This is a genomic window from Paeniclostridium hominis, assembly GCF_014306135.1.
In the GTDB taxonomy this organism is placed as follows: domain Bacteria; phylum Bacillota; class Clostridia; order Peptostreptococcales; family Peptostreptococcaceae; genus Paraclostridium; species Paraclostridium hominis.
Genome location: NZ_JACRWD010000001.1, coordinates 1,203,104 through 1,226,230 on the forward strand (window position 1 = coordinate 1,203,104; position 23,127 = coordinate 1,226,230).

The 23,127-nt window shown below is 24.7% G+C and carries 26 protein-coding genes; 5 read left to right on the top strand and 21 right to left on the bottom strand.

Annotated elements, in window-relative coordinates; all coding sequences use genetic code 11:
* Position 1: 1 nt before the first annotated feature.
* The 6 genes from H8891_RS05720 to H8891_RS05745 form a co-directional block, all read right to left on the bottom strand.
* Positions 2 to 631, bottom strand: coding sequence for a DUF4397 domain-containing protein (locus H8891_RS05720; protein WP_147544080.1), 630 nt, complete (start codon positions 629 to 631; stop codon positions 2 to 4).
* 264 nt (positions 632 to 895) lie between these two features.
* Entirely contained in the window at positions 896 to 1,192 is a 297-nt protein-coding gene (locus tag H8891_RS05725; protein ID WP_187005561.1) for a hypothetical protein, read from the bottom strand.
* A gap of 115 nt (positions 1,193 to 1,307) precedes the next feature.
* Positions 1,308 to 2,264: an alpha/beta hydrolase gene (locus H8891_RS05730; RefSeq protein WP_187005562.1), complete on the bottom strand. Its 957-nt coding sequence runs from the start codon at positions 2,262 to 2,264 to the stop codon at positions 1,308 to 1,310.
* A 178-nt stretch (positions 2,265 to 2,442) separates the two neighbouring features.
* On the bottom strand, positions 2,443 to 2,661 hold the full coding sequence (locus H8891_RS05735; protein WP_147544077.1) for a hypothetical protein: 219 nt from the start codon (positions 2,659 to 2,661) through the stop codon (positions 2,443 to 2,445).
* Positions 2,662 to 2,870: 209 nt separating this feature from the next.
* Positions 2,871 to 3,680: a Cof-type HAD-IIB family hydrolase gene (locus H8891_RS05740; RefSeq protein WP_187005563.1), complete on the bottom strand. Its 810-nt coding sequence runs from the start codon at positions 3,678 to 3,680 to the stop codon at positions 2,871 to 2,873.
* A 109-nt stretch (positions 3,681 to 3,789) separates the two neighbouring features.
* Positions 3,790 to 4,383 (bottom strand): DUF3793 family protein, encoded by a 594-nt coding sequence (locus H8891_RS05745; RefSeq protein WP_147544075.1) that lies wholly within the window; start codon positions 4,381 to 4,383, stop codon positions 3,790 to 3,792.
* A 524-nt stretch (positions 4,384 to 4,907) separates the two neighbouring features.
* Here H8891_RS05745 and H8891_RS05750 point away from each other — a divergent pair.
* Positions 4,908 to 5,984, top strand: coding sequence for a M24 family metallopeptidase (locus H8891_RS05750; RefSeq protein WP_187005564.1), 1,077 nt, complete (start codon positions 4,908 to 4,910; stop codon positions 5,982 to 5,984).
* Positions 5,985 to 6,044: 60 nt separating this feature from the next.
* On the opposite strand, the gene yiaY is transcribed toward H8891_RS05750, so the two are convergent.
* The 6 genes from yiaY to alr form a co-directional block, all read right to left on the bottom strand.
* A complete protein-coding gene (gene yiaY, locus H8891_RS05755; RefSeq protein ID WP_187005565.1) occupies positions 6,045 to 7,214 on the bottom strand; it encodes an L-threonine dehydrogenase in 1,170 nt (389 codons plus the stop codon).
* A gap of 175 nt (positions 7,215 to 7,389) precedes the next feature.
* Positions 7,390 to 7,863 carry a cyclic pyranopterin monophosphate synthase MoaC gene (gene moaC, locus H8891_RS05760; protein WP_187005566.1) on the bottom strand — a complete coding sequence of 158 codons (474 nt, stop codon included), beginning with the start codon at positions 7,861 to 7,863 and terminating at the stop codon, positions 7,390 to 7,392.
* A 1-nt stretch (position 7,864) separates the two neighbouring features.
* Positions 7,865 to 8,818 (bottom strand): GTP 3',8-cyclase MoaA, encoded by a 954-nt coding sequence (gene moaA, locus H8891_RS05765; protein ID WP_187005567.1) that lies wholly within the window; start codon positions 8,816 to 8,818, stop codon positions 7,865 to 7,867.
* The gene (locus H8891_RS05770) at positions 8,802 to 9,302 is read right to left on the bottom strand and encodes a MogA/MoaB family molybdenum cofactor biosynthesis protein (RefSeq protein ID WP_187005568.1); all 501 of its coding nucleotides are present in this window, start codon (positions 9,300 to 9,302) and stop codon (positions 8,802 to 8,804) included. The genes moaA and H8891_RS05770 overlap by 17 nt, the downstream gene beginning before the upstream one ends.
* A 150-nt stretch (positions 9,303 to 9,452) precedes the next feature.
* Entirely contained in the window at positions 9,453 to 10,391 is a 939-nt protein-coding gene (locus tag H8891_RS05775) for a S66 peptidase family protein (protein ID WP_187005569.1), read from the bottom strand.
* Positions 10,384 to 11,523, bottom strand: a complete 1,140-nt coding sequence (gene alr, locus H8891_RS05780) for an alanine racemase (RefSeq protein WP_187005570.1) — start codon at positions 11,521 to 11,523, stop codon at positions 10,384 to 10,386. The genes H8891_RS05775 and alr overlap by 8 nt, the downstream gene beginning before the upstream one ends.
* A gap of 149 nt (positions 11,524 to 11,672) precedes the next feature.
* On the opposite strand from alr, the gene H8891_RS05785 reads away from it, so the two are divergent.
* Entirely contained in the window at positions 11,673 to 12,470 is a 798-nt protein-coding gene (locus H8891_RS05785; RefSeq protein WP_187005571.1) for a M55 family metallopeptidase, read from the top strand.
* A gap of 44 nt (positions 12,471 to 12,514) precedes the next feature.
* Here H8891_RS05785 and H8891_RS05790 read toward each other — a convergent pair whose 3' ends face one another.
* From H8891_RS05790 to H8891_RS05810, 5 genes are all read right to left on the bottom strand, one after another.
* Positions 12,515 to 13,060, bottom strand: a complete 546-nt coding sequence (locus tag H8891_RS05790; RefSeq protein WP_187005572.1) for a flavodoxin domain-containing protein — start codon at positions 13,058 to 13,060, stop codon at positions 12,515 to 12,517.
* A 152-nt stretch (positions 13,061 to 13,212) separates the two neighbouring features.
* Positions 13,213 to 14,025 carry an alpha/beta fold hydrolase gene (locus tag H8891_RS05795; protein WP_187005573.1) on the bottom strand — a complete coding sequence of 271 codons (813 nt, stop codon included), beginning with the start codon at positions 14,023 to 14,025 and terminating at the stop codon, positions 13,213 to 13,215.
* A 154-nt stretch (positions 14,026 to 14,179) separates the two neighbouring features.
* The gene (locus tag H8891_RS05800; protein WP_187005574.1) at positions 14,180 to 15,286 is read right to left on the bottom strand and encodes a phosphotransferase enzyme family protein; all 1,107 of its coding nucleotides are present in this window, start codon (positions 15,284 to 15,286) and stop codon (positions 14,180 to 14,182) included.
* Between the two features lies 1 nt (position 15,287).
* Entirely contained in the window at positions 15,288 to 16,199 is a 912-nt protein-coding gene (locus H8891_RS05805; RefSeq protein ID WP_187005575.1) for a nucleotidyltransferase family protein, read from the bottom strand.
* Between the two features lie 195 nt (positions 16,200 to 16,394).
* Entirely contained in the window at positions 16,395 to 17,333 is a 939-nt protein-coding gene (locus tag H8891_RS05810) for a DMT family transporter (protein ID WP_187005576.1), read from the bottom strand.
* Between the two features lie 245 nt (positions 17,334 to 17,578).
* On the opposite strand from H8891_RS05810, the gene H8891_RS05815 reads away from it, so the two are divergent.
* Positions 17,579 to 17,962, top strand: coding sequence for a hypothetical protein (locus H8891_RS05815; protein WP_187005577.1), 384 nt, complete (start codon positions 17,579 to 17,581; stop codon positions 17,960 to 17,962).
* 293 nt (positions 17,963 to 18,255) lie between these two features.
* Positions 18,256 to 18,819, top strand: coding sequence for a manganese efflux pump MntP (locus H8891_RS05820; protein ID WP_187005578.1), 564 nt, complete (start codon positions 18,256 to 18,258; stop codon positions 18,817 to 18,819).
* A 122-nt stretch (positions 18,820 to 18,941) separates the two neighbouring features.
* On the opposite strand, the gene H8891_RS05825 is transcribed toward H8891_RS05820, so the two are convergent.
* The 4 genes from H8891_RS05825 to H8891_RS05840 all read right to left on the bottom strand — a co-directional run bounded on the left by H8891_RS05825 (position 18,942) and on the right by H8891_RS05840 (position 21,677).
* A complete protein-coding gene (locus H8891_RS05825) occupies positions 18,942 to 19,082 on the bottom strand; it encodes a hypothetical protein (protein ID WP_187005579.1) in 141 nt (46 codons plus the stop codon).
* A 74-nt stretch (positions 19,083 to 19,156) separates the two neighbouring features.
* Positions 19,157 to 20,281 (bottom strand): putative manganese transporter, encoded by a 1,125-nt coding sequence (locus tag H8891_RS05830; protein ID WP_187005580.1) that lies wholly within the window; start codon positions 20,279 to 20,281, stop codon positions 19,157 to 19,159.
* Positions 20,282 to 20,495: 214 nt separating this feature from the next.
* A complete protein-coding gene (locus H8891_RS05835) occupies positions 20,496 to 21,122 on the bottom strand; it encodes a coiled-coil domain-containing protein (RefSeq protein WP_187005581.1) in 627 nt (208 codons plus the stop codon).
* 72 nt (positions 21,123 to 21,194) lie between these two features.
* Positions 21,195 to 21,677 (bottom strand): hypothetical protein, encoded by a 483-nt coding sequence (locus tag H8891_RS05840; RefSeq protein WP_187005582.1) that lies wholly within the window; start codon positions 21,675 to 21,677, stop codon positions 21,195 to 21,197.
* 131 nt (positions 21,678 to 21,808) lie between these two features.
* Between H8891_RS05840 and gltS the strand changes: the two genes are divergently transcribed.
* The gene (gene gltS / locus H8891_RS05845; RefSeq protein ID WP_187005583.1) at positions 21,809 to 23,038 is read left to right on the top strand and encodes a sodium/glutamate symporter; all 1,230 of its coding nucleotides are present in this window, start codon (positions 21,809 to 21,811) and stop codon (positions 23,036 to 23,038) included.
* Positions 23,039 to 23,127 lie beyond the last annotated feature (89 nt).

The window sequence follows — 23,127 nt, forward strand, 5'->3', positions numbered from 1 at the left end:
TTTATTTATTCATATATGTCACTACATCCAAAGATTGTATAATTTCAATATTAGGTATATCTCCAATTACATATATAGTGTATATTTTTTTATCTTTTAATTGTATCTTTTTATTTACTCTTAATTTATTTCTATTTTCATAAATCCCCATATCACTTTCTTCTATATTAAAATCATATATACCACTTGGAACTTGTGCATAATTAGTTCTCTTCCCAAAAGGTATTTCATCTATCATCTTAACATTATTTACTGTTAAATCTATCGGTTCTGCAGTTGGTGATAAATGTGCTATCCTAAACTTTGATTCTTCATTATCTATGCTTTCATTTGGATCTTCAAAAACTGCAAGCATCATCAAATTAGGAAATATCCCTGTTATAACTAAAGTCCCTACATTTCCTCCTGCTATAACTAAATCTTGTTCTAGTATTAGCTTATCTTGATTTCCATATTCATAAACCTTTACAGTGTAATCTCCAGGTAATGTAGGCGTATATGGAGTAAACTCCTTATAACCAACATTTGAAAATACTGATATATCATTCATAGATATATCTATCTTATTACTATTTGGTGTAGCATTTAAAATTCTTATATATGATGATTCATTATTAATCCTTACTTTCATATATATCTCCCCTTTATAATAAAAACATAATTTATTATATGTATTTATTATATTATCTGCTACTATAACACTTAGTAAATATATTACCTGGGTAATAAAACCATTGGTATCACTATATCTAAGCTATTTTTCTCTTTCTTTTATCATATAGTGATATTTTTTAACACTTATACGTGTCATTTAATGTGTTTTTTTATTTTAAAATAAAAAACTTCTATAAATGTATCATCTATAGAAGCTTCAAATTCTTATTTAATTTATTTGCTAATTTGCATTTTTATTTATTGATATTACTCTACTCTTTTTGTTATTATCTTTATTTTTAACTTTGGGTGATTTTCTATTTTTAAATTTTTCAATTAAATTTTCTATCATTCGGACTATATTATATTTATATGCTAGCTCAAATTTACTACAGTATTTCCCTTTGAAGAATATTTCATCTGGTATACCATTTTTATATATGTCGCACAAAGGCTTACCATCTTTTAGCTGGACAAGGTTTTTACTTTTTAAAGTATACTTGCATTTGTGACATCTTCTAACTCTAAAGTTTCCCATATTCTTCCCCCCATGAAAATATAATTTATAAATTCACTCTATAAATATATATTACCATAAAAAAATACTTTTTAGTACAATCTTTGATATTTTAATATCAAAGATTAAATTTTTACTATATTTTGCTACTTGCCATAGTTTTAGATACTATATAATCAAGCCATTTTATAGTATCCTGCATAACTTCTTCTTTATTTATTTCATTTAGCATTTCATGTCTTCCTCCGCTATATAACTTAAACTTAATATCTTTTATTCCCACTTTTTTGTAATTTTCATATAACTTAATTATCCCTTTCCCAAATTTTCCAACCGGATCTTTATCTCCTGCAAATATATATATGGGTAAATTCTTATCAACTTTATCTATATTATTTATATCTTTAATTTCTTTAAATAATCTAAACAAATCATAAAAATATCCATTGCTAAAAACTACTCCACAATTTTTATTATCTATGTACTTATCTACTTCCTTTTCATCTCTACTTAACCAATCAAACTCAGTTTTATTTGGTTTAAAATGTTTGTTAAATCTTCCAAAAGCTAGCTTATCTATCAAATATGCCTTATTATCTCTTCCTTTTACGCTTGTTAATATTTTTGATAAAATCAATCCTATATCAACTTCTATTCCATGTAACCCATTAGTTCCTGAAAGTATAACTCCATCTATTTCTCTGCTATAATTCATAATATATTTTTGAGCTGCAAATGAACCCATACTATGACTAAATAAAAATATAGGTAAATTATCATTTTCTTTCTTAATTATATTTGTTAATTTATATAAATCTTTAACTACACAGTTAAGTCCATCTTTATCTGCTAATTTTCCTATATCATTAATTGACTTTACACTTTTACCATGACCTCTATGATCATTTACATATACTATATATCCATTTTTATTTAAAAAACTAGCAAACCTTTCATATCTTTTAGCTTCTTCTGACATTCCATGTGAAATTTGAACAATGCCCTTTATATTTTCTTTAATTTTAGGCTCATATTTATATACATATATGTCTAAATCCTCTTCCCCTTTAAATGTAAAATTACTCTTTAACATAAACTCCTCCATTAATTCTTTATATAATTCCTAATATTATACATTAATTATAAGATTATTATATCATATATCAATGGATTATGTTAGTTTTCTAAGTATTAAAGTTTAAAACAAAAGACTACATAAAATATTTGCTAAGTAAAATCAATTAGCAAAATCTTATATAGTCTTTTTAAAATTATATATCCATTTTCCCTTCGTATTTACCGCTTCCATTTGCTATATGGCTTTTTCTATTCATGGTTTTTTTACTATATTTAGCTTCTCCTTGAGATGCTATCTTTGCATTTACTTCTGTATTTTCATATCCATGTATACCTAATTCAGTAGCTATTTCTTCTTTATTGTCATTATAAATTTCAACTTTTCTTAAATTTTGTTTTTTCTTATTAGTCATTATTCATCTTCCTTTCTAAAATGTACTTATTTTTATTATGCTTAATTTATCAAATTAAATTCTAATAAATCATGTACAAAAAATACCATGTAATTTATATATTCTAAATTAAGCTTTCTTTAGTAACTATAAGTAAAAATGTTAAATTGTATTTGTATAAAAATTAGATTTCAAATAAAAAAAGTATAGATATAAATATATCTATACTTTTATTTTAAATCTATCTTTAATATATTTTCTAAAGCCTTCGCTACTCCATTTTCAGTATTTTTATCAGTTATAAAGTTAGAATTTTCCTTAACTATATCTTCAGCATTTCCCATTGCAACCCCCATACCAGCATACATTATCATAGATAAGTCATTATGATTGTCTCCAAAAGTTATAACTTCACTTTTGTCTACTCCTAGGTATTTAGCTAAACTTTCTACTGCACTTCCTTTATTAACTCCTTTTTTCATAATCTCTATATTATCAAAAAAAGATTTAGTTAATTCTATATCTTTAATATTTTTCAATTCATTTTCAACTTTAGAAAGTAAACTTAAATCACTTTCTATTATTAAAAATTTTAAAATATCTCTTTCTTTTATAAGTTCTTTTATATTATCACTTTCTATTATTTTTATATTTAAATCTTCTTGCATTTGATACTTTCTAAGCCACTCATTTATATAAGTAGTAAATATAGTATCATCTGTAAAACATTGATAATATATATTATGCTTTTCTAATATATCTATAATGTTATCACATAAATCATACTCTATTTTGCTTACATAAATTACATTACCATTTTCTTCTTTTATTAAGGCTCCATTGCAACATATTATAGGGGTTTTAATATCTAATTCTCTTGCATATTTTATAGTCGATTCATATATCCTACCTGTTGCTATAGCCACCTTTATACCTTTGTCAGCTACTTTTTTCAATGCATTTTTATTTTCATCGCTTATTTCATGTTCTCCATTAAGTAAAGTTCCATCCATATCTGTTACTATTAATTTATAAGTCATACTTCCTCCTTAAGCCGTAATTTTTTATTTTTTTACATATTCTACATTTACCCAATAAATCCTTTATATTCTCATAATTTCTATATAAATTAATAGTATAAATATATAATTAAACTGCAGCTCTTATAGTTTCTAAAGTATTTAATTCTATTATGGTTCTCATTTTTTCTCTATGTTCTAAAAACTTATTATATACTTTATCTGATATTTCAGTATCTCCATATATATTCCAATAATTTATTTTACTTAATTTATATCTTCCATATCCCATAAAACCTACTACGTCTTTAAGTGGATATCCTAAAAATATACCTATTTCATGAGGAAAATCTTTGGTTTTTAATTTTTCTATTAATTTTTGTATATACATATCTATTTTGTATTCTTTTGGATATCCTAAAAATCTTAAAAAACTTAGACATTTTTTATTAATTAAAACATTATCTAATGCTTCTTTATTTATAAATAAAACTCTTATAGAATCATCACTTAAATTTATAAGTTCATATGATATTTTTGAACAACCTTTAAAAAAACTCTTTATATCTTTTATTTTTTCTCTACCTTTAATATCTTTAGATGATATATTGATTATTTCACATGGTTTTGAACCTAATATTACTGGTCCTAAAATCTCTAATAACCATTTTATATATGACGAATTTATATTATTTTTACAAGAATAATCACATTTTATAGACATTTAAAACCTCCCGAACTGATAATCATTTTCATTTATTATTTATAATACTAGCATAATTGATATCAATTATCAATAAAAACAATATAAAAATTGATAATTATTTTCATTCATCTAAATTTATTAATATTCTATATTACCAATTCATTTGTTTTTAATAATTATTCCTAATTTTTTCGATTTTATGTATAATATAAATTCATATATTTACTAATAACTTAAATTTATTAATACGTATCGATGAGTATAATTTATACTTAATCAAATATAATAAAAAAAGATTTATCCTATCTCTAATCTATTTAATGTTAATTTCTTTATCATCTACATTTTATATCTCTTATATTATAATTAACCTCTATCTTATACTATATAAAGCAGATACCTTTCTTTTTTTAATTTAGAATTAATAAAATACATTTTATATACTTAACATGTAAATACCTATAATTTTTTCCCATTTAATACTAATTTATGGTAAAATTTAGTTGTAGTAAAAATTAATAATTTAAGAGGGAGATGGATATATGAAAACTCAAAGACTAGATTCTGTCCTTGATAAAATGAAAGCTGATAGCATAGATCAAATGTTAGTTAGTGATCCATATGCAATATTTTATTTAACAGGTAAAATGATACACCCAGGAGAAAGACTATTAGCATTATATTTAAATGTTAATGGAAATCACAAAATGTTCATAAATGAATTATTCCCTGTTAGTGAAGATTTAGGGGTTGAAATGATTTGGTTTAATGATACTCAAAATCCTATTGAAATCATTTCTAAATACATAGATAAAACTGGTACTATAGGTGTTGATAAAAACTGGCCATCAAGATTTTTATTAGCTTTAATGGATTTATGTAAGGAAAATAAGTTTGTTAATTCATCTTACATAATAGATACATTAAGATCTTCTAAAGATGAAGAGGAAAAGGATTTAATGAGAAAAGCTTCTCTTTTAAATGATGAAGCAATGGGTAAACTTAAAGCTTTAATATCTGATGAATTAACTGAAAAGCAGCTTGCTAATAAGTTATCAGGTATATATGAAGATTTAGGAGCTGATGGATTCTCTTTCTCTCCTATTATAGGTTTTGGTCCTACTGGTGCTGATCCACATGGTACACCTGGAGATAGAAAAGTTAATGTTGGAGATGCTATAATACTTGATATAGGTTGCATCAAAGATCATTACTGCTCTGATATGACTAGAACAGTATTTTATAAAGAAGTTCCTCAAAAAGCTAAAGAGGTATTTGAAATAGTTCTTGAAGCTAATAAAAGAGCTATAGCTTTAGTTAAACCAGGAGTTAGATTCTGTGATATAGATGCTGCTGCTAGAGACTATATAACTGAAAAAGGATACGGTAAATACTTTACTCATAGAACAGGTCATTCTATAGGTCTTGAATGTCATGATATGGGAGATGTATCTTCTGTTAATACTGATTGTGTTGAAGAAGGAATGATATTCTCTGTTGAACCAGGTATATACTTACCAGGTGAATTTGGAGTTAGAATTGAAGATTTAGTTTTAGTAACTAAAGACGGTCATGAAATTTTAAATCACCATGATAAAGAAATTTGTATAGTTGGATAATTTTAAATAAAAAAGACTAGGATATTATCCTAGTCTTTTTTATTTAAAATCTATTATATACTAAGCAAATTCAACTTCAGTATCCATTGATTTAGTCAATATATCTTTTATATCTTGATGAGTTGCTTGTATAGGATTAGTTAATCCACAAGCATCTTTAAGTGCATTATCAGCTAATGTATCAAAATCTTCCTCCTTAACACCTAATTCTCTAAGTCCTAAAGGAATATCTATGTCTTTTGATAATTTTCTTATAGCTTTTATACAAGCGTTCGCTCCTTCTTCTTCATTCATATTGCTAGTGTCTACTCCCATAAACTTAGCAATATCTCTTAATTTATTTTTACTTACTTTTGAGTTAAATACTTGCACTTCTGGAAGTAATATTGCATTACAAACTCCATGTGGTAAGTTATAAAATCCTCCAAGTTGATGAGCTATAGCGTGTACATATCCAAGTGAAGCTGAATTAAATGCCATACCTGCTAAATATTCAGCATAAGCCATCATATCCCTAGCTTCTATATTATTACCATCTTTTACAGCATCTCTTAAATTATTACTTATTAATTCTATAGCCTTTTGAGCACATGCATCTGTAATTGGTGTTGCTGCTTTTGATACATATGCTTCTACTGCATGAGTTAACGCATCCATACCTGTTGCTGCAGTTAAAGATTTTGGCATACTTACCATTAATTCAGGATCATTTACTGCAAGTATTGGTGTTACATTTTTATCAACTATAGCCATTTTAACATGTCTTTCTTCATCTGTTATTATAGAAAATACAGTCATTTCTGAGGCTGTTCCTGCTGTTGTATTTATTGATATAAGTGGAAGTTGAGGTTTTGAAGATTTATTTATTCCTTCATAATCTTTTATATTTCCACCATTTGTTGCAACTAAAGCTATACCTTTAGCGCAATCATGTGGAGATCCTCCTCCATAAGATATGACAAAATCACAATCGTTTTCTTTTAATATATCAACACCATCCATAACATTAGTAACTGTTGGATTAGGTTGAGAGCCTGCATAAACTACATATTCTATATTATGTTCTTTTAAAAGATCAGTTACCCCTTTGAATTCTTCACTCTTAGAAGATCTTTTTCCACATACTATTAAGGCTTTTTTAAGTCCTCTAGAAGTTATCTCCTCTGCTATTTTTTTAACACATCCTGGTCCCATTAAACTTACATTTGGCATAAAAAATGTATAACTCATATTGTATTCCCCCTTGATAATATGTATTCAAACAAATCCTAGTTTGTTTTTTATTTAACACAATTTAATTATATACCATTAAATTCCATTTGTATAGTAGTTTACTCTTTTATAATTTTTATTTTTATATAAAAATAAATGGTATATATTAAAAAATACATACCACAATTAAATTCTATTCATCAATTCTATAATCCCCAGATTTTCCCCCAGTTTTTTCTATTAATTTTATTTCACTTATAACCATAGATTTATCAATAGCTTTACACATATCATATATTGTAAGAGCTGCTATTGACACACTACTTAAAGCTTCCATTTCTACTCCAGTTTTACCAACTGATTTAGTAGTTGCAAACACTTGTATATAATTTTTCTCTTCATCTATATTAAATTCTAAATCACATCCAACTAAATTTATCTGATGACACATAGGTATATTTATTGGAGTATTTTTAGCCCCCATAATACCTGCAACTTGAGCTACAGATAATACATCTCCCTTTTTTATTCCACCAAATTTAATTCTTTGTATAGTTTCTTTATTCATATATATTTTACATGTTGCTATAGCTTTTCTTGTAGTATCATCTTTACCACTTATATCTACCATCTTAGCATATCCTTTATCATTTATATGTGTAAGCATATTAACCTCCGACTTGATACATATTTCTCTTAGTATCACTCTTTTTATTTTCCACTAAATTATGTTTTTCTGGTTTTATATATATAACTTCTTTTAAAACATTTAATAATTTATTTCCATCTCTTAAATAAGGCTTTATATCTATTTCTTCGCTAGAATGCAAGCATAACTTAATACTACCATTTGATGTTACTCTTACTCTATTGCAGTTACTGCAAAATGAGCAACTCATTGGAGTAATTATACCTATCCTACCATTTGAATTATCTATTTTATAATATGATGCTACACTTTTTTCTTTGTACTTTGTAGTTTTTAAAATATCTATCTTATCTAGAGTTTCTTTTAAATTTATATATCCTTTATCAAACATTTTAATTCCTTCACCTAAAGGCATTAATTCTATAAATCTAACATCTATATTTTTGTATTTAGCTATATTTATAAAATCATAAAGTTCATCATCATTTAATCCCTTTATTAAAACACAGTTTACCTTTACTTTTAAATTTAAATCAATACACTTATTAAGTGCTTTTAATACTTCTTTTAAATCTCCACCTCTAGTTATCTTCTTATATTTATTCTCATTTAAAGAATCTATACTTATATTTATTTTTTTAAGACCATTGCTTTTTAAATTTTCTACTTTATCATATAATCCTATAGCATTTGTTGTCATACAAATATCTTCTATACCACATTCATCTTTTGTATATTTTATAAGCTTGTCTAAGTTTTCATAAAGAAGTGGTTCTCCTCCAGTAAATCTTATCTTTTTTATACCAACTTTTGAAAAACATTTTATTATAAATTTATAATCATCAAAACTTAATATTTTATTTATACCATTAAAATTCTCATCATTTGGCATACAATATATACACCTTAAATTACAATTATCAGTTAAAGAAATTCTTAAATAATCAATCTCTCTATTATACTTGTCTATCATTTGCACACTCCGTAGCTTCACCTTTTAATATATCTATTCCATGTCCTATTACATCTATTACAAACTCTATACTTTCTATAGCACCTTTAGGGCTTCCTGGTAAGTTTATTATAACTGTATTTTTTCTTATACCACTAATTCCTCTACTTAGTATAGCTCTTTTAATTTTTTCAGAAGACTTCATTCTTATATATTCACTAATACCTGGTATTTCCCTTTCTATAACCTCTTTTGTAGCTTCTGGTGTTATATCCCTTTTTGAAAAACCAGTTCCTCCATTAGTTAATATTAAATCTATATCTCTATCACAAAGTTTTATAATTTCATTTTTCAACATAACTTTATCATCGGGAATCATATTATAATATTTAACTTCATAATTATTTTCATTATTTATAAAATAAACAAGATTTTCTCCAGTTATATCTTTTCTTTCTCCTTTAGAGCCTTTGTCACTTAAAGTTATTATTGCAACATTGAACATATATTCACCCCTTAAATTACATTTATATTCATGTCTAATTTTATCATATTTTGCTAATATTAGATAGCAATGATCACGATTATTATAATAAAAAACATTCGTATATATACTAAAAACAGTATATATACGAATGTTTTTTATTTTTAATATTTATTTTGTTAGTATTATCTTCTTATTTGTAGCATCTAACTCACAATTTACACCCAAAGGCATACTTATCATAGGTTTGCAGTGACCTGATTGTAAATTATATATACATGGCTTATTATACTTTTTAATTTTATTTAACAACAAATCATATAAGTCATAATCTTCTTCCCTTTCTTTATTGCAATCTTCAAAATCTCCAAATATAATACCTTTGCAATCATTAAATTTACCAGATAACTCTAATTGAGTTAACATTCTATCTATCTTATATATACTTTCCCCTATTTCTTCTATGAATAAAATTTTATCTTTTACATCTATTTCATAACTAGTACCTATAGTGCTTGCTATTAAAGATAGATTTCCACCTATTATAATACCATTTGCGCTACCTTTTACCAAAGTGTATAACTCTTCATCTTCTGGATTTTTAAGTTCTAAGTTTTCTTTCATATCTAAAATATCCATAAAAGAATTATATGTAAATTCGTCCCAATTAGAAACTGTTGCTGCCATTATTCCATGAAAAGTTACTAAATTACAAATTTGATTAAATGCTATATGCAGTGCTGTTATATCTGAGTATCCTATAAATATTTTCGGATTGTTTTTTATAATATCATAATTAATTTTATCAAGTATTCTAGGAGTTCCATATCCTCCTTTAAGACATAATATTGCATCTATAGATTTGTCTTCAAACATAATTTCTATATCTTTTACTCTATCTTCATCTGTACCTGCTAAATATCCTTTATAACTTAAATAACAAGTGCTTCCCATTTTAACTTTATATCCAAAATTCTCTATAGTTTTTTTTATATTATATAATTCATAATTTAATGATTCTTTACACAAAGCTCTATATGGGCTTGATGGTGCTATTATACCTATAGTGTCTCCTTTATTTAACTTTCTTGGATATATCAAATTAATCATCTCCCAATATATAATTTAATTTTTTTATAATCTTATTATCTTTGATATATAATCTATCTACTCTTCTTGACAATAAACTAAGTATCTCATTTCTATTCGTATCACACATATTGGCAATTTCTAAAACATTTGGTCCATTATCCCCATACAATATAACATCTTTATCATAATCTTCTTTTTTTAAATTTGTTACATCTATAATCATCTGATCCATACATATTTTACCGATTATTTTGCACGTTTTATTATTAACTGTTACATATCCTTTATTTGATAACTTTCTTGGTATTCCATCATAATATCCACAAGGTATAACTCCTATATACATATCTTTAGGCGCTATATAAGAGTAATCATAGCTTATACCTTCTCCTTTGAGTACCTTTTTTATTTGAATAATTTTAGATTTAAAACTTATAGCTTCTTTTAAATTTAAATTAGATTCTCTGCTGTTGTATCCATATATACTAGCTCCTACTCTTACCATATCTAAATGAAATTCTTTATAAGCTACCATACCTATACTGTCGCAAATATGTTTTATAGGTATATCTTTGTATTTTAAAAGTTCTTGTGTCAATAATTTAAATTTATTAAACTGTTCATAATCTGACTTTTCATCTTTGAGAGCTAAGTGTGTAAAAATTCCTTCTACATATATATTTTTTAAATTTAATATATACTTTAAATTACTAATATCATCATTTTCTATTTTAAATCCTAACCTGTTAAAACCTGTATCTATCTTTATATGAATTTTACCAATTATATTTAAACTCTTACAAATATTATCAATTATTATAGCTTGTTCTATCGAAAAAACAGTTATAGTTATATTGTTTTTTATAGCTAAATTATAATAATTCTTTGGTATATATCCCATTACTAATATAGGTATATCTATATTACTATTTCTTAACTCTAAAGCTTCAGTTAAAGTAGCAACACATATATAATCAACTATCTTTTTATTTATATTTTTACATATTTCAACTGCTCCATGCCCATATCCATTTGCTTTAACTACAATAGCTAACTTAACTTTACTTGATATATAATTTTTTATTTCATTTATATTGTTGTTTATATTATCTAGATTAATTTGTGCATAGGTAGGTCTTAGTAAATTCATATTTTCACCTCAAATCTATTAAATACATATTTTATGTACTAAAAATATGCAAGTTATCAATAAAATATGTATATTTTTAAATGCCAAATACTATATCTATTATATAAAGATATGAACTTTATAATAATATTTGTGCATGGAGGAAAATAATGAAAGTATATATTAGTGCTGATATAGAAGGTACGTGTGGAATTGTAAATTGGGAAGAGACTCATCTTAATTCTACTTTTGGAGAATATCATAAGTTACAAATGACTAAAGAAGTAAGTTCAGCTTGTAATGGTGCAAATAAATGTAATTGCGATTATATATTAATTAAAGATGCACATGGAAGTGCAAGAAGTATAAATCAATCATTACTTCCTCAAAATACTCACTTAATTAGAGGATGGACCAATGATCCACATATTATGATGGCAGGCATAAATAAAACTTTTGATGCTACACTTTTTGTAGGTTATCATAGTGGTGGCAGTCAATGTGGAAATCCATTATCACATACTATGAATAGTTCTAAGTATGATTATGTGAAAATTAATGAAAACATAGCTAGTGAATTTATGATAAACGCCTACACTAGTGCTTATTATAATGTTCCTGTAGCTTTTTTAAGTGGAGATGAAATGCTTTGTGAAAATGCAAAAGAGTTAAATCCTAATATCGTTACAGTTGCTGTATCTAAGGGAATTGGAGATGCATCTATATCTATTCATCCTCAAACTGCACTTGAAAATATAAAAGAAGGTGTGTTTAAATCTTTGTCTGGAGATTTATCTAGACATATTATAAAACTTCCAGATGAATTTAATATAGAAATAAGATTTAAGAAACATCAAGATGCATTTAAAGCTTCTTTTTATCCTGGTGTTAAACTTATAAATTCTCAAACTATTAATTTTTATACAAATGATTATTATGAATTTTTAAGAATGTTTTTATTTATATAATTAAATAAAATAGCTAATGATAATTGTCAAATAAACAATTATCATTAGCTATTTACTTTTTTATTAATGTCTTCAATTAAATCATTTATAGATTTTTTATCAGTTAAATCTACTTTTTCTTCAAACCCTTTTAATATATTTAAATCATCTTCTGTTAAATCTACCTTATTTTTATTTTCTATAAGCTTCTTAAGAGTCTTCATCATAATTTTGTCTAAAATATTTAAAGATTTATATTCAAATGAACCTTTAAAATTATATAATTTGAAATCTTTGTCTTTAAAATCATCTAAGTTATTTTTTATTATCGCTTCTTTTTTTGATTCATTTATACTTTCCATTCCAACAGTAAATATAAATAACTCTTTATCTCTTACTTTATCATAATTTTCTTTTATAAAGTTTATTCCATTTATTTTTCCTCTGTATATACCCGCTCCAAATACTATAGTATCATATTCAAGTAAATGTTTCGGCCTTATATCAGTAATTTCATATAAATCTGCATCTAATTTCAACGTCATCCATCCTGCATATTTTTTAGTACTTCCATATTTTGTTTTATATATAACTGCAACTTTTTTACTCATATAAACACCTCTTCTTACAGTTTATTTTCTCTCTATTATATTTATATGACCCATTTCGTTATTTTCCTCTATTTAGTTTATTTTTTAGTATATTTTTATAAATGTATCTAAATTGTATATTATATAAGTAGGTTTTGTATTCTTTATATTAACTAACCCTCTATAAATTTAATAAGTTCATTATTTGCTTTATCTTTTTCTTCATAAAAAGCTCCATGACCGCTATATTCAAATGGCACTAACTTTGAATTTTCAATTTCATTATTCATATATTCTCCAAATTCAAATGGACAAATTTTATCATGTACTCCATGTAATATTAATGTAGGCACCTTTATTTTATTAAGGCTCGAAAATAATCGTTCATCCCTAAGAGAAACTAAACACTCTGCAGTCGCCCAACCTGAAGCTTCTAAGCATATTTGGCTAAACCATTCTGTAAAAGGTCTTGTTAGATATTGAAAGAAGAATAAATCTCCTACATCTCTAATTAGTTTTGGACGATCACTATAAGTTTCTTTAATAAATTGATTTACTTGATCTTTAGTATATCCATAAGGCCAATTATCAGTTTTTACCCAACTTGGTGCAGCTGCTCCAAATAAAGCAAGCTTTGATACTCCATGTCCATTATGACGATCCATATATCTAATGGAAATAGCCCCACCCATAGAGTGTCCTACTAATAAAATATCATTTAATTTAAGTGAATCAATTATTACCTTAATATCATCAGCAAATCTATCATAAGAATATCCATTAGATGGTCTATCTGATTTTCCAAATCCTCTAAGGTCTATCGCTATACATCTATAACCACTTTTAGATAATTGATTTATTTGATATTCATATGCGTTATGATTTAAAGGCCAACCATGTATAAATAATATAGTTTTTTTCCCTTTCGAGTTGATATCCTCTACAAAAATTTTCACTCCATTTTCAACTTTTATATAGTATTTCATACTCCCTCCTATTAGTAAAACTTATTTTTAATATTTTATTCAATTAACTATATAATTGTTAAAATTATTTATTTTTATATTGTCTTTTTCTAATTAACAAATAAAAAAGATTAACTTAAATTAAACCTTTAAGTTAACCTTTTTTATATTTCTATTAAGAATATTTAAATACTATATCTTTCATTTTATCCATATTCTCTTCCATATCTTTAACTAATTTGAACTGATTTCTGGCCCTATCCAAATTATGATTTTCTCTTTGTATTTTAAAGTATATATCTCCATTTATATAATCCATCAAAAATCTCATACCACATTCAAAAGTCATAAGCTTAGCTCCAAATGGAAGATATTCTTTTTCTAAATTTGTTAATGAATCTTTAGTTTCTTCTAAAAAACCTTTTGAAAACTCTTCATATAAATTTATATCAAAATTAACTTTACTTAAATCAATTTCATCTTCTAAAGCTGTAGTTGCTCCAGAGCGTATCGAATCCCCAAAATCATATGCAGCTAATCCTGGCATTACAGTATCTAAATCAATAACAGCTATAGCTTCATCAGTTTTTTCATCTATCATTATATTGTTAAATTTTGTATCGTTGTGAGTAACTCTCAAAGGTATTTTTCCTTTTTCTATCATATTTACTAATACTTCACAATCATCAGCTCTATCTAGTACAAATTCAATTTCTTCTTTAACTAAATTTGCTCTTTTTAATGGATCTAAATTCACTGCTTCTAAAAAAGCTTCATATCTTTTTTTAGTATTGTGAAAATCGATTATAGTTTCATATAATTTTTCAACTTTAAAATCTGATAATTGTTTTTGAAATTTCCCTAAAGCTTTTCCACATTTATACATATGGATAGGTTCTTCAACAATCTGATAAGTTTTTGCATCTGTTATATATACAAAAGCTCTAAAGTAATTTCCATCACTACTTACATAATAACTTTTATTATCTAAAGTTTCTATTATGTTTAAAGTCTCTCTAAGTGGATTTCCATTTTCTTTTATTACTTTAGATTTTATGTGCTCAGTCACATTTTTTATATTTTCCACTAATTCATCTGGTTTTTTAAATATATTAGTATTTATTCTTTGCAGTATATATTTTACTATTTCTTTATTGTTATTTTCAAAAATTAATATAAATGTATCATTTATATGTCCACATGTATGGCTTTTAGCCTCTATAAATTCCCCTTTGAATTTAAAATTTTTTACTATATTTTTAAAATCATGTTCCTTAATCATTTTACTCCTCCCATAATTTATCAGGATATATACTTCCCATTAAATTATTAATACTTTTACATACATGTTCTTTATCTTCTTTATATGTAACCCCATACCATTGCTCTTTAGATACTAAAACTTTAACATTAGCTTTTTTTTGTTTTATCATACTATCAATAACTGATGGTATATAAAATTCTGCTTTTAAAATATTATCTTTGTTATTATATAAAAATAATCTAAAATCTTTTTCTAGTTCATTAAATATTGTTGGTTTAAATCCCCATATATTCATAGAAACTATACTTCCTTCTTTTATATCTACCCAATTTAAATTATCTTCAGTATATTTAGTACCATTTTTAAACTGTTTAATAGAAGTCCTTTCTGTTATAGATAATAAATTACTATAATCATCTACTTTGCATATACCCCTTGCTACGGTACCATTTTCTGTTAAAGTATTTTCAAGAACAAACCCTGCCATCAAATATTCAAAATTATCCTTACTATTTACTAAATAGTCATAAATTATTTTATAAGTACTTTGACCATAAAAATCATCAGCATTTATAACCACAAAAGGTTCATTTATAAAGTCTTTGCAACAATAAATTGCATGAGCCGTTCCCCAAGGCTTTTTTCTTTCTTTAGGTAAATTAAAATCTTCTGGTATTCCAAAATTTATATTTTGAAATACATATTCAGTTTCTATTATATTTTCAATTTTTTTACCGATTTTATCTCTAAATACAGCCTCTAATTCTTCTCTTATTATAAATACTACTTTAGAAAATCCTGCTTTTATTGCATCATAAATAGAATAATCTATTATAACTTCTCCATTTGGACCTACTGAATCTATTTGTTTTAATCCCCCATATCTACTCCCCATTCCTGCAGCCATAACCACTAATGTGGGTCTTGTCATAATACTTCCCCTCTCTTTGAAAACATTGTCTATACATAAGATATTATATTATATTCAACCGAAATATTCTATAATATTAGGTCAATAAAATATGCTTTATTTTACATATATAATTTTAATTTTCTACTTTTTAAAATTTTCTAAAAAAAAAATTAGTTATATTAAAATATTCATATTTTAATATAACTAATTTTTTTATAAATCTTTATCTAAATTGATTAAGTCTAAATCTTTATTTTCTTTAAATAAAAATGACAATTTGGTTTCTGCACATATAATTGCAGTAAATATGAGTATACTACCTATTATCATTCTTGAAGTTATTACCTCATTTGCTATTACTACAGAAAAAAGCATCCCAAATATAGCTTCAGTTGATAGTAATATAGCTGTTTTTGTTCCATCAACTTTAGTTTGACATATAGTTTGCCCAAGAAAACATAAAGTTGTATTAAATACACCTAAGAATAATACAGATGATACGGTTAATTTATTTATAGGAGTATTAATCTCTCCTACTAATATTTGTAATAATAATGATAATAAAAATGCTGTTGCCATTTGTATACATGTAAGGACTACAGGATCATGATTTTTGGTAAACTCACTTGTAAAAAATATGTGCATAGCAAATCCAACTGCACATATTAAAGTCAAGCTATCTCCAAAACTTATACTAAAACTAGAATCTAATGATATTATTCCTATACCTATAAGTGCAATTAAACTACTCATAATTCCTATTTTATCAATTTTTCTCCTATATAACAGACATCCTACAAATGGTACCATCACAACATTTGCTGCAGTTAAAAAAGCGCTTTTTGACGATGTTGTGTATCTAAGACCAAACGTTTGAAAAGAAAATGCTGTAAATAAAAATACGCCTAGCATTATTCCAGATATAATATCACTTTTATTTATATTTTTAACTTTATTAAAAAATATAATACTTATTAAAAATGCCCCTATAAAAAATCTACCTGTCATAAGTTGAAATGGTGTAAGTCCATTTTCAAGTCCTAGTTGTGTTGCTACAAATCCACTTCCCCAAATCAAAGATACTAAAAGTAACCCTATTTCTCCACTATATTTTTTTATAAAAATTCCCCCTTTATAAATACCTACAATCATATTATATTAGTTATTATATATTTTTTCTAGAGTTTGACTAATCTTTGTGTATATTGTTTTTTTCAGAATACTGAAAATTTTTATTCATTAGTATATTTATATGTTTTTTATTCATATTTTTGATGTATATAATATTTTCGAAAATATAAAACATTCTACAAAAAACAAAACTTATTTACAATATTTTTTGTTGGTGCTACTATGTAGTTATAATAAATCTAAATTATCTTAGGGAGATGTTAACAATGAAATTCAAAGAAGAAGTAAAACATGTTGAAGAAGAACTAAAAAAAGATGTAGAAGGCTTAAAATATAAACATGAAAGCAAAAAAGAATATAAAAAAGAAGAGCATGAAGAACATAAATTTGCAAAAGAATTAAAGCATCAAATGGAACATGAAGAACATGAAGAAGAAAAAGAAGCTAAAAAATTAGGTAAGGAAATAGATAAAGAAATAAAAAAAGAAGAACATGAAGATCATAAATTCGCAAAAGAATTAAAACATCAAATGAAAAAAGAAGAACATGAAGAAGAAAAAGAGGCTAAAAAAATAATAAAAGAAATAGATAAAGAAATGAGAGAAGAAGATAAAAAATTAAGAAAAGAATTAAAAGAATTAAATAAATAATATACAAAGTTTTTATTATTATAAACTTAATCATATGATATAAATTTACCAATATAAATTTGCTATATTTTCTGTATTAAATATAGCAAGTCCCTCTAACCTATTTAAAAATACTTTAGTTTTAGCAAATAAAAATAGTTATAAAATTAATATATAAAAAAATAGACTATATAAATTATTAAATTTATATAGTCTATTTTTTTATATAAAACTTGTACTATTTATCCATATATTTATATATATATTAATATTGATTTGTTTATATTGTTACTTAATTAAAAAGGAGGATTCTTATGAATATAACATTTGTACTAATGACTTCTTTTGCTTTATCTATGGATGCATTTACAGTTTCATTATCTAAAGGAATGAATATAAAAAAAATAAATTTTAAATTAGCTCTTAAAATTAGTTTCGCATTTGGCTTATTTCAGGGGTTAATGCCACTTTTAGGATGGAGTTTAGGAATTGGACTTTCTGAATATATAAAATCTATAGATCATTGGATAGCACTTATATTATTATGCTTTTTAGGATTTCAAATGATATTTTCTAAAGATGATAAAAATACTTCTTTTAAATGCACTAATCTAGATATATTAATATTGGCAATAGCTACTAGTATAGATGCACTTGCTGTTGGAATTAGCTTTTCATTTTTAAATATACCTATAATTCCAATAGTAATTTGTATTGGAATTATAACTTTCTTAGTTTGTTTTATAGGTGTTTTATTAGGAAATAAAATGGGCTCTTTCATAGGAGAGTTGGCTAAATTTATAGGTGGAATTATACTTATATTGATAGGATTTAATATTTTCAATGATCACACAAATTTTATAAGCTATTTTATATAATTTTTTATTTTAGTTAAATTAAATATATACATAAAAATCTAATAAAATTTTTATAATAATATTTCTTTACTTTAGATTATACTAAAAAAAATAAGAGATATCTCTTATTGTCAAGATATCTCTTATTTTTTATTGTTAGATATATAATGTCCAATCCATATTCCAAGTCCTAATGTAACAAGCGTTGTAAAATTAATTTTTGTAAATAATATACCTGCTAATAAGCCTATTACAATTCCTACAATCATAGAATTATTTTTCATATATACCCTCCATAATATATTTTATATTATAGAATATGTATATATGTTAATATATTAGCACTTAATTTTTAATGTTAAATAAAATATACTATTAGCCCAACTAATACAGCAGGTATAGTAGTTACTATAGTTGCCCACATAGCTGATTTTTTATCTAGTGCAAGTAATGGAAATAATGCATCTCCATCCTGAGATATTGTATTTGAAACTAATGCCGCAAATGGTAAACTTCCTTTTAAGTAAAATGACATAACTACAATTTGAATACCACAACCTGGTATTATTCCAAGAAAAGCACCTGCAAATACACTTAAAACTCCAGCTCCTAATATTAAGTTAACTAATACTTCCTCTCCACCTGCTATAAATATAACAACATCATAAATTATATAAGCTATAAATATCCAAACAATTACAAATGATATTTCACTTACAGAATGTATAATAGTTTCTTTTAATGACATCAATTTATGTTCATTTTCTTCAAAACTTTCATTTTCTATAACTTTTTTAGTCATTATCATATATATAAATGAAGATATTATACCTAATATAGCTATAGCTTCCTCAAAAGAATGTAGCTTTTCTATAAATCCAAACTCTAATCCTGAATGAGCTAAAACCATAAATGCAAATCCAATTAATAATAAAAACAAGTATATCTTGTAACCAATACCATGAACTATTTTATGAGATATATGATAGAATTTATTGTGATTTTTTATGTCACAAGCGTTTTTATTTTCAGATCTTAATTCTAAACCTTTTTGATTACATTTTGAGTCTTTTTTGCATTTATGTAAATCAAGTCTTTGTTCCATTTTTAAATAATCTACTAAGTATCCCGTTATAATACCTACTAAAAAACTTATTATAGTTAAATTTATGTATGCTTTAAAATCAGTTGTCATAACTAAAAATGCACTGTCTCCCATGCTCGATATTAAACTAGCTACTATAGTTCCAAAAGTAACTTTACTACTCATATATAATGGCATTAATACTATACTTCCACCACATCCTGGTAGCGACCCTAACAAAGCTCCTACAATTGGTTGTAATTTTTTATTTTTACTTATTATGTCTATAAAATTTCCGCTCGTTTTATAGTTTATATATCCAAATACTAATATAGATATACTAACTAATGAACCTACATGCAAGAAGGTTTCTTCAGCACTATTTATTAATATATTCATAAGCATGCCTCCTTTAATTCTCATATTCTACATTATAACACTTTATATTTCATTCGTAAATGATTTTCTTTTTCATTTGCAAACGCTTTATACTTTTTAATTTATGTCCAATAAACATCATATTAATCAAATTTTTTAATTTTTATCATCATTAATATACGTTAAATACATTTGTTTTGTTACAAAAAATAAAAAGTAAAATAGCATAGCTATTTTACTTTTTATTTTTTTGATCTATTATAGTTTTTGTAGTATCTATATCTTTTGCTATACATCTTTGTGTATTTATTCTTTCTCCTACTAAAATAGTAGACATTAAAGTTTTTAATTCTTCTACTAGCTTATTAAATTCTTCTGTCTTTTCTAAATTTTCTTCTCTATCGATTATTGTTTCTGTAGTATCCACACCTTTTATTGAATCAGTTTCTGTATTTAATTTTTCTTCAGATACCATTGCATTTACTAATCCCTTAGCTTCTTCAGCTAATTCTTCTATTTCTTTAATTCCTATATTTTCATGTTCTTTTTGATCTATTATAGTTTTTGTAGTATCTATATCTTTTGCTATACATCTTTGTGTATTTATTCTTTCACTTACTAGCAATTCCTCTCCTATGCCTTTTAAATTTTCTACTAAATTACTTAGTTCTTTGTATAATTTGTTCATTTCACTTTGACTTAATTTATTCTTGCTTTCTTTTTTGTCTATTATAGTTTTTGTGGTATCTACATCTTTTGCTATACATCTTTGAGAGTTAATTCTCTCACTTACTAACATAGTATCCACTATGCCTTTTACCTCATCTTTAAATAATTTTAAAACTTCATTTAGTCTGTTCATATTTGTCACCCCGTAATGTATTTTTATATTTATATATTACCCTATTTTACCATGATAAAACAATATTTTATTTTAAATTTTATCATTTTTATTAATTGTCGATTGTTGTATTCCATTTTCCATTAGTTTAATTTGATTTTCTTTTATATTATCCAATGAATTTAAAAATTCTTTACATTGAGTATTATCTATATATATTAAACAAGAAACCTCACTTAAATTATCACACACCTTAGTAGCTATTCTTATATGATCTTCTAATTGTTTTGTTTGATATTTATAAATTAAATCTAACCTATTTACCTTTCCTTCTATAGTTACATTTCCATTAGACTCATCTATTGTCATGTCTATATTTTTTTTAGTTTCACCTTTTACTATATTGTTGTATTTACTATATTTATATGTATAACCTTTGTAATTAAATCTATTACATTCATTAATTTTTTCTAATATATATTCTGAATCCTCCTCTTTTTTAAATTCATCTAAGTCATAAAAATAGTACTTTGAGAAATAATCCACATTGAATTTTTTTATGTTATTATCATACATATTAATACTCCTTTAAAAAATAATGTATAAATATTATTTCAAAAAACTTTCATATTTATTTATAAAATATTTTTAATACTAGCTTCATTAATTATTCTTTGAAAACATATAATTTTTAAGGAGGTGATATATTGATAACTATAAATTTAAATTTAATAGCTACACTCTCGATAGCTATAATATTATTTCTTATTGGATCTTTTTTTAAAAATAAAATTGAATTTTTCAATAAATTTTGCATTCCATCTCCAGTTATAGGAGGTTTATTATTTACTTTAATATCATTAATTTTACAACTTTCAAACTTAGTTACTATTAATATTTTAGAAAATATTGTCCCTTTTTTTATGAGTATATTTTTTACAGTGCTAGGTCTTAATGCTAGTTTTAAGCTTATAAAAAAAGGTGGAAAACTTTTATTTACATATTGGATACTCTGTGGAGGTTTAGCTCTTTTTCAAAATATAATATCAGTTGTAATGGCTAAGATTACAAATGTTCATCCATTAATAGGTCTTATGTGTGGGACTATATCTATGGAAGGTGGCCATGGAAATGCTGCAGCTTTTGGAAGAACTATAGAGGGTATGGGTGTAGATGGCGCTGTAACTATAGGTCTTGCTGCTGCAACTTTAGGTATAATTTTAGGTGGTGTTCTAGGGGCTCCAGTATCTAGATTCTTAATTGAAAGATATAAACTTAAACCTAATCCTATATATATCAATAATACTACAAATTTTAAATCTAGTCTTATTAATAAAAATTACTTAACTAGAAATCCTAAATCTAATAAATTTAATACTACAAATTTTTTTGAACAAATTTTAGTTATTCTTTTATGTATTAATATAGGAGAATTAATTACAAAAATATTATTTATAAAAACTAATATAGTTTTACCAAGTGTTGTAGGGTGTATGTTTGTTGCTTTTTTATTTAGAAACTTTAATGAATCAACAAACATAATAAAACTTGACTTTAAACTCCTTGATTTTATAAGTGAAATATCTCTTTCAATGTTTTTAACTATTGCTCTTATGAGTATTAATTTATTGGATTTAGTACATATAGCAGGTCCTATGTTTATAATAATACTTACTCAAGTTATATTTGTTTTACTTTATGCTATTTTTATATGTTTTAAATTACTTGGCAAAGATTTTGATGCTGCTGTTATGGTGTCTGGTCTCATAGGACACGGGCTTGGTAATACTCCAAATGCATTAGCCAACATGAATTCAATAACTCATAAGTATGGAGTATCTGAAAAAGCCTTGTTAATAGTTCCTTTAGTAGGTGCTTTTTTACTTGATATATTTACACTTCCTTGCATAATAATATTTATAAATATGTTCAGATAATTTTGCATTTTTCTAATTTTTGTAACATACGTTACAGATTTATTTTAAAATTTAATTTATAATAAATTGAATTATTTAAAGTTTAGGAG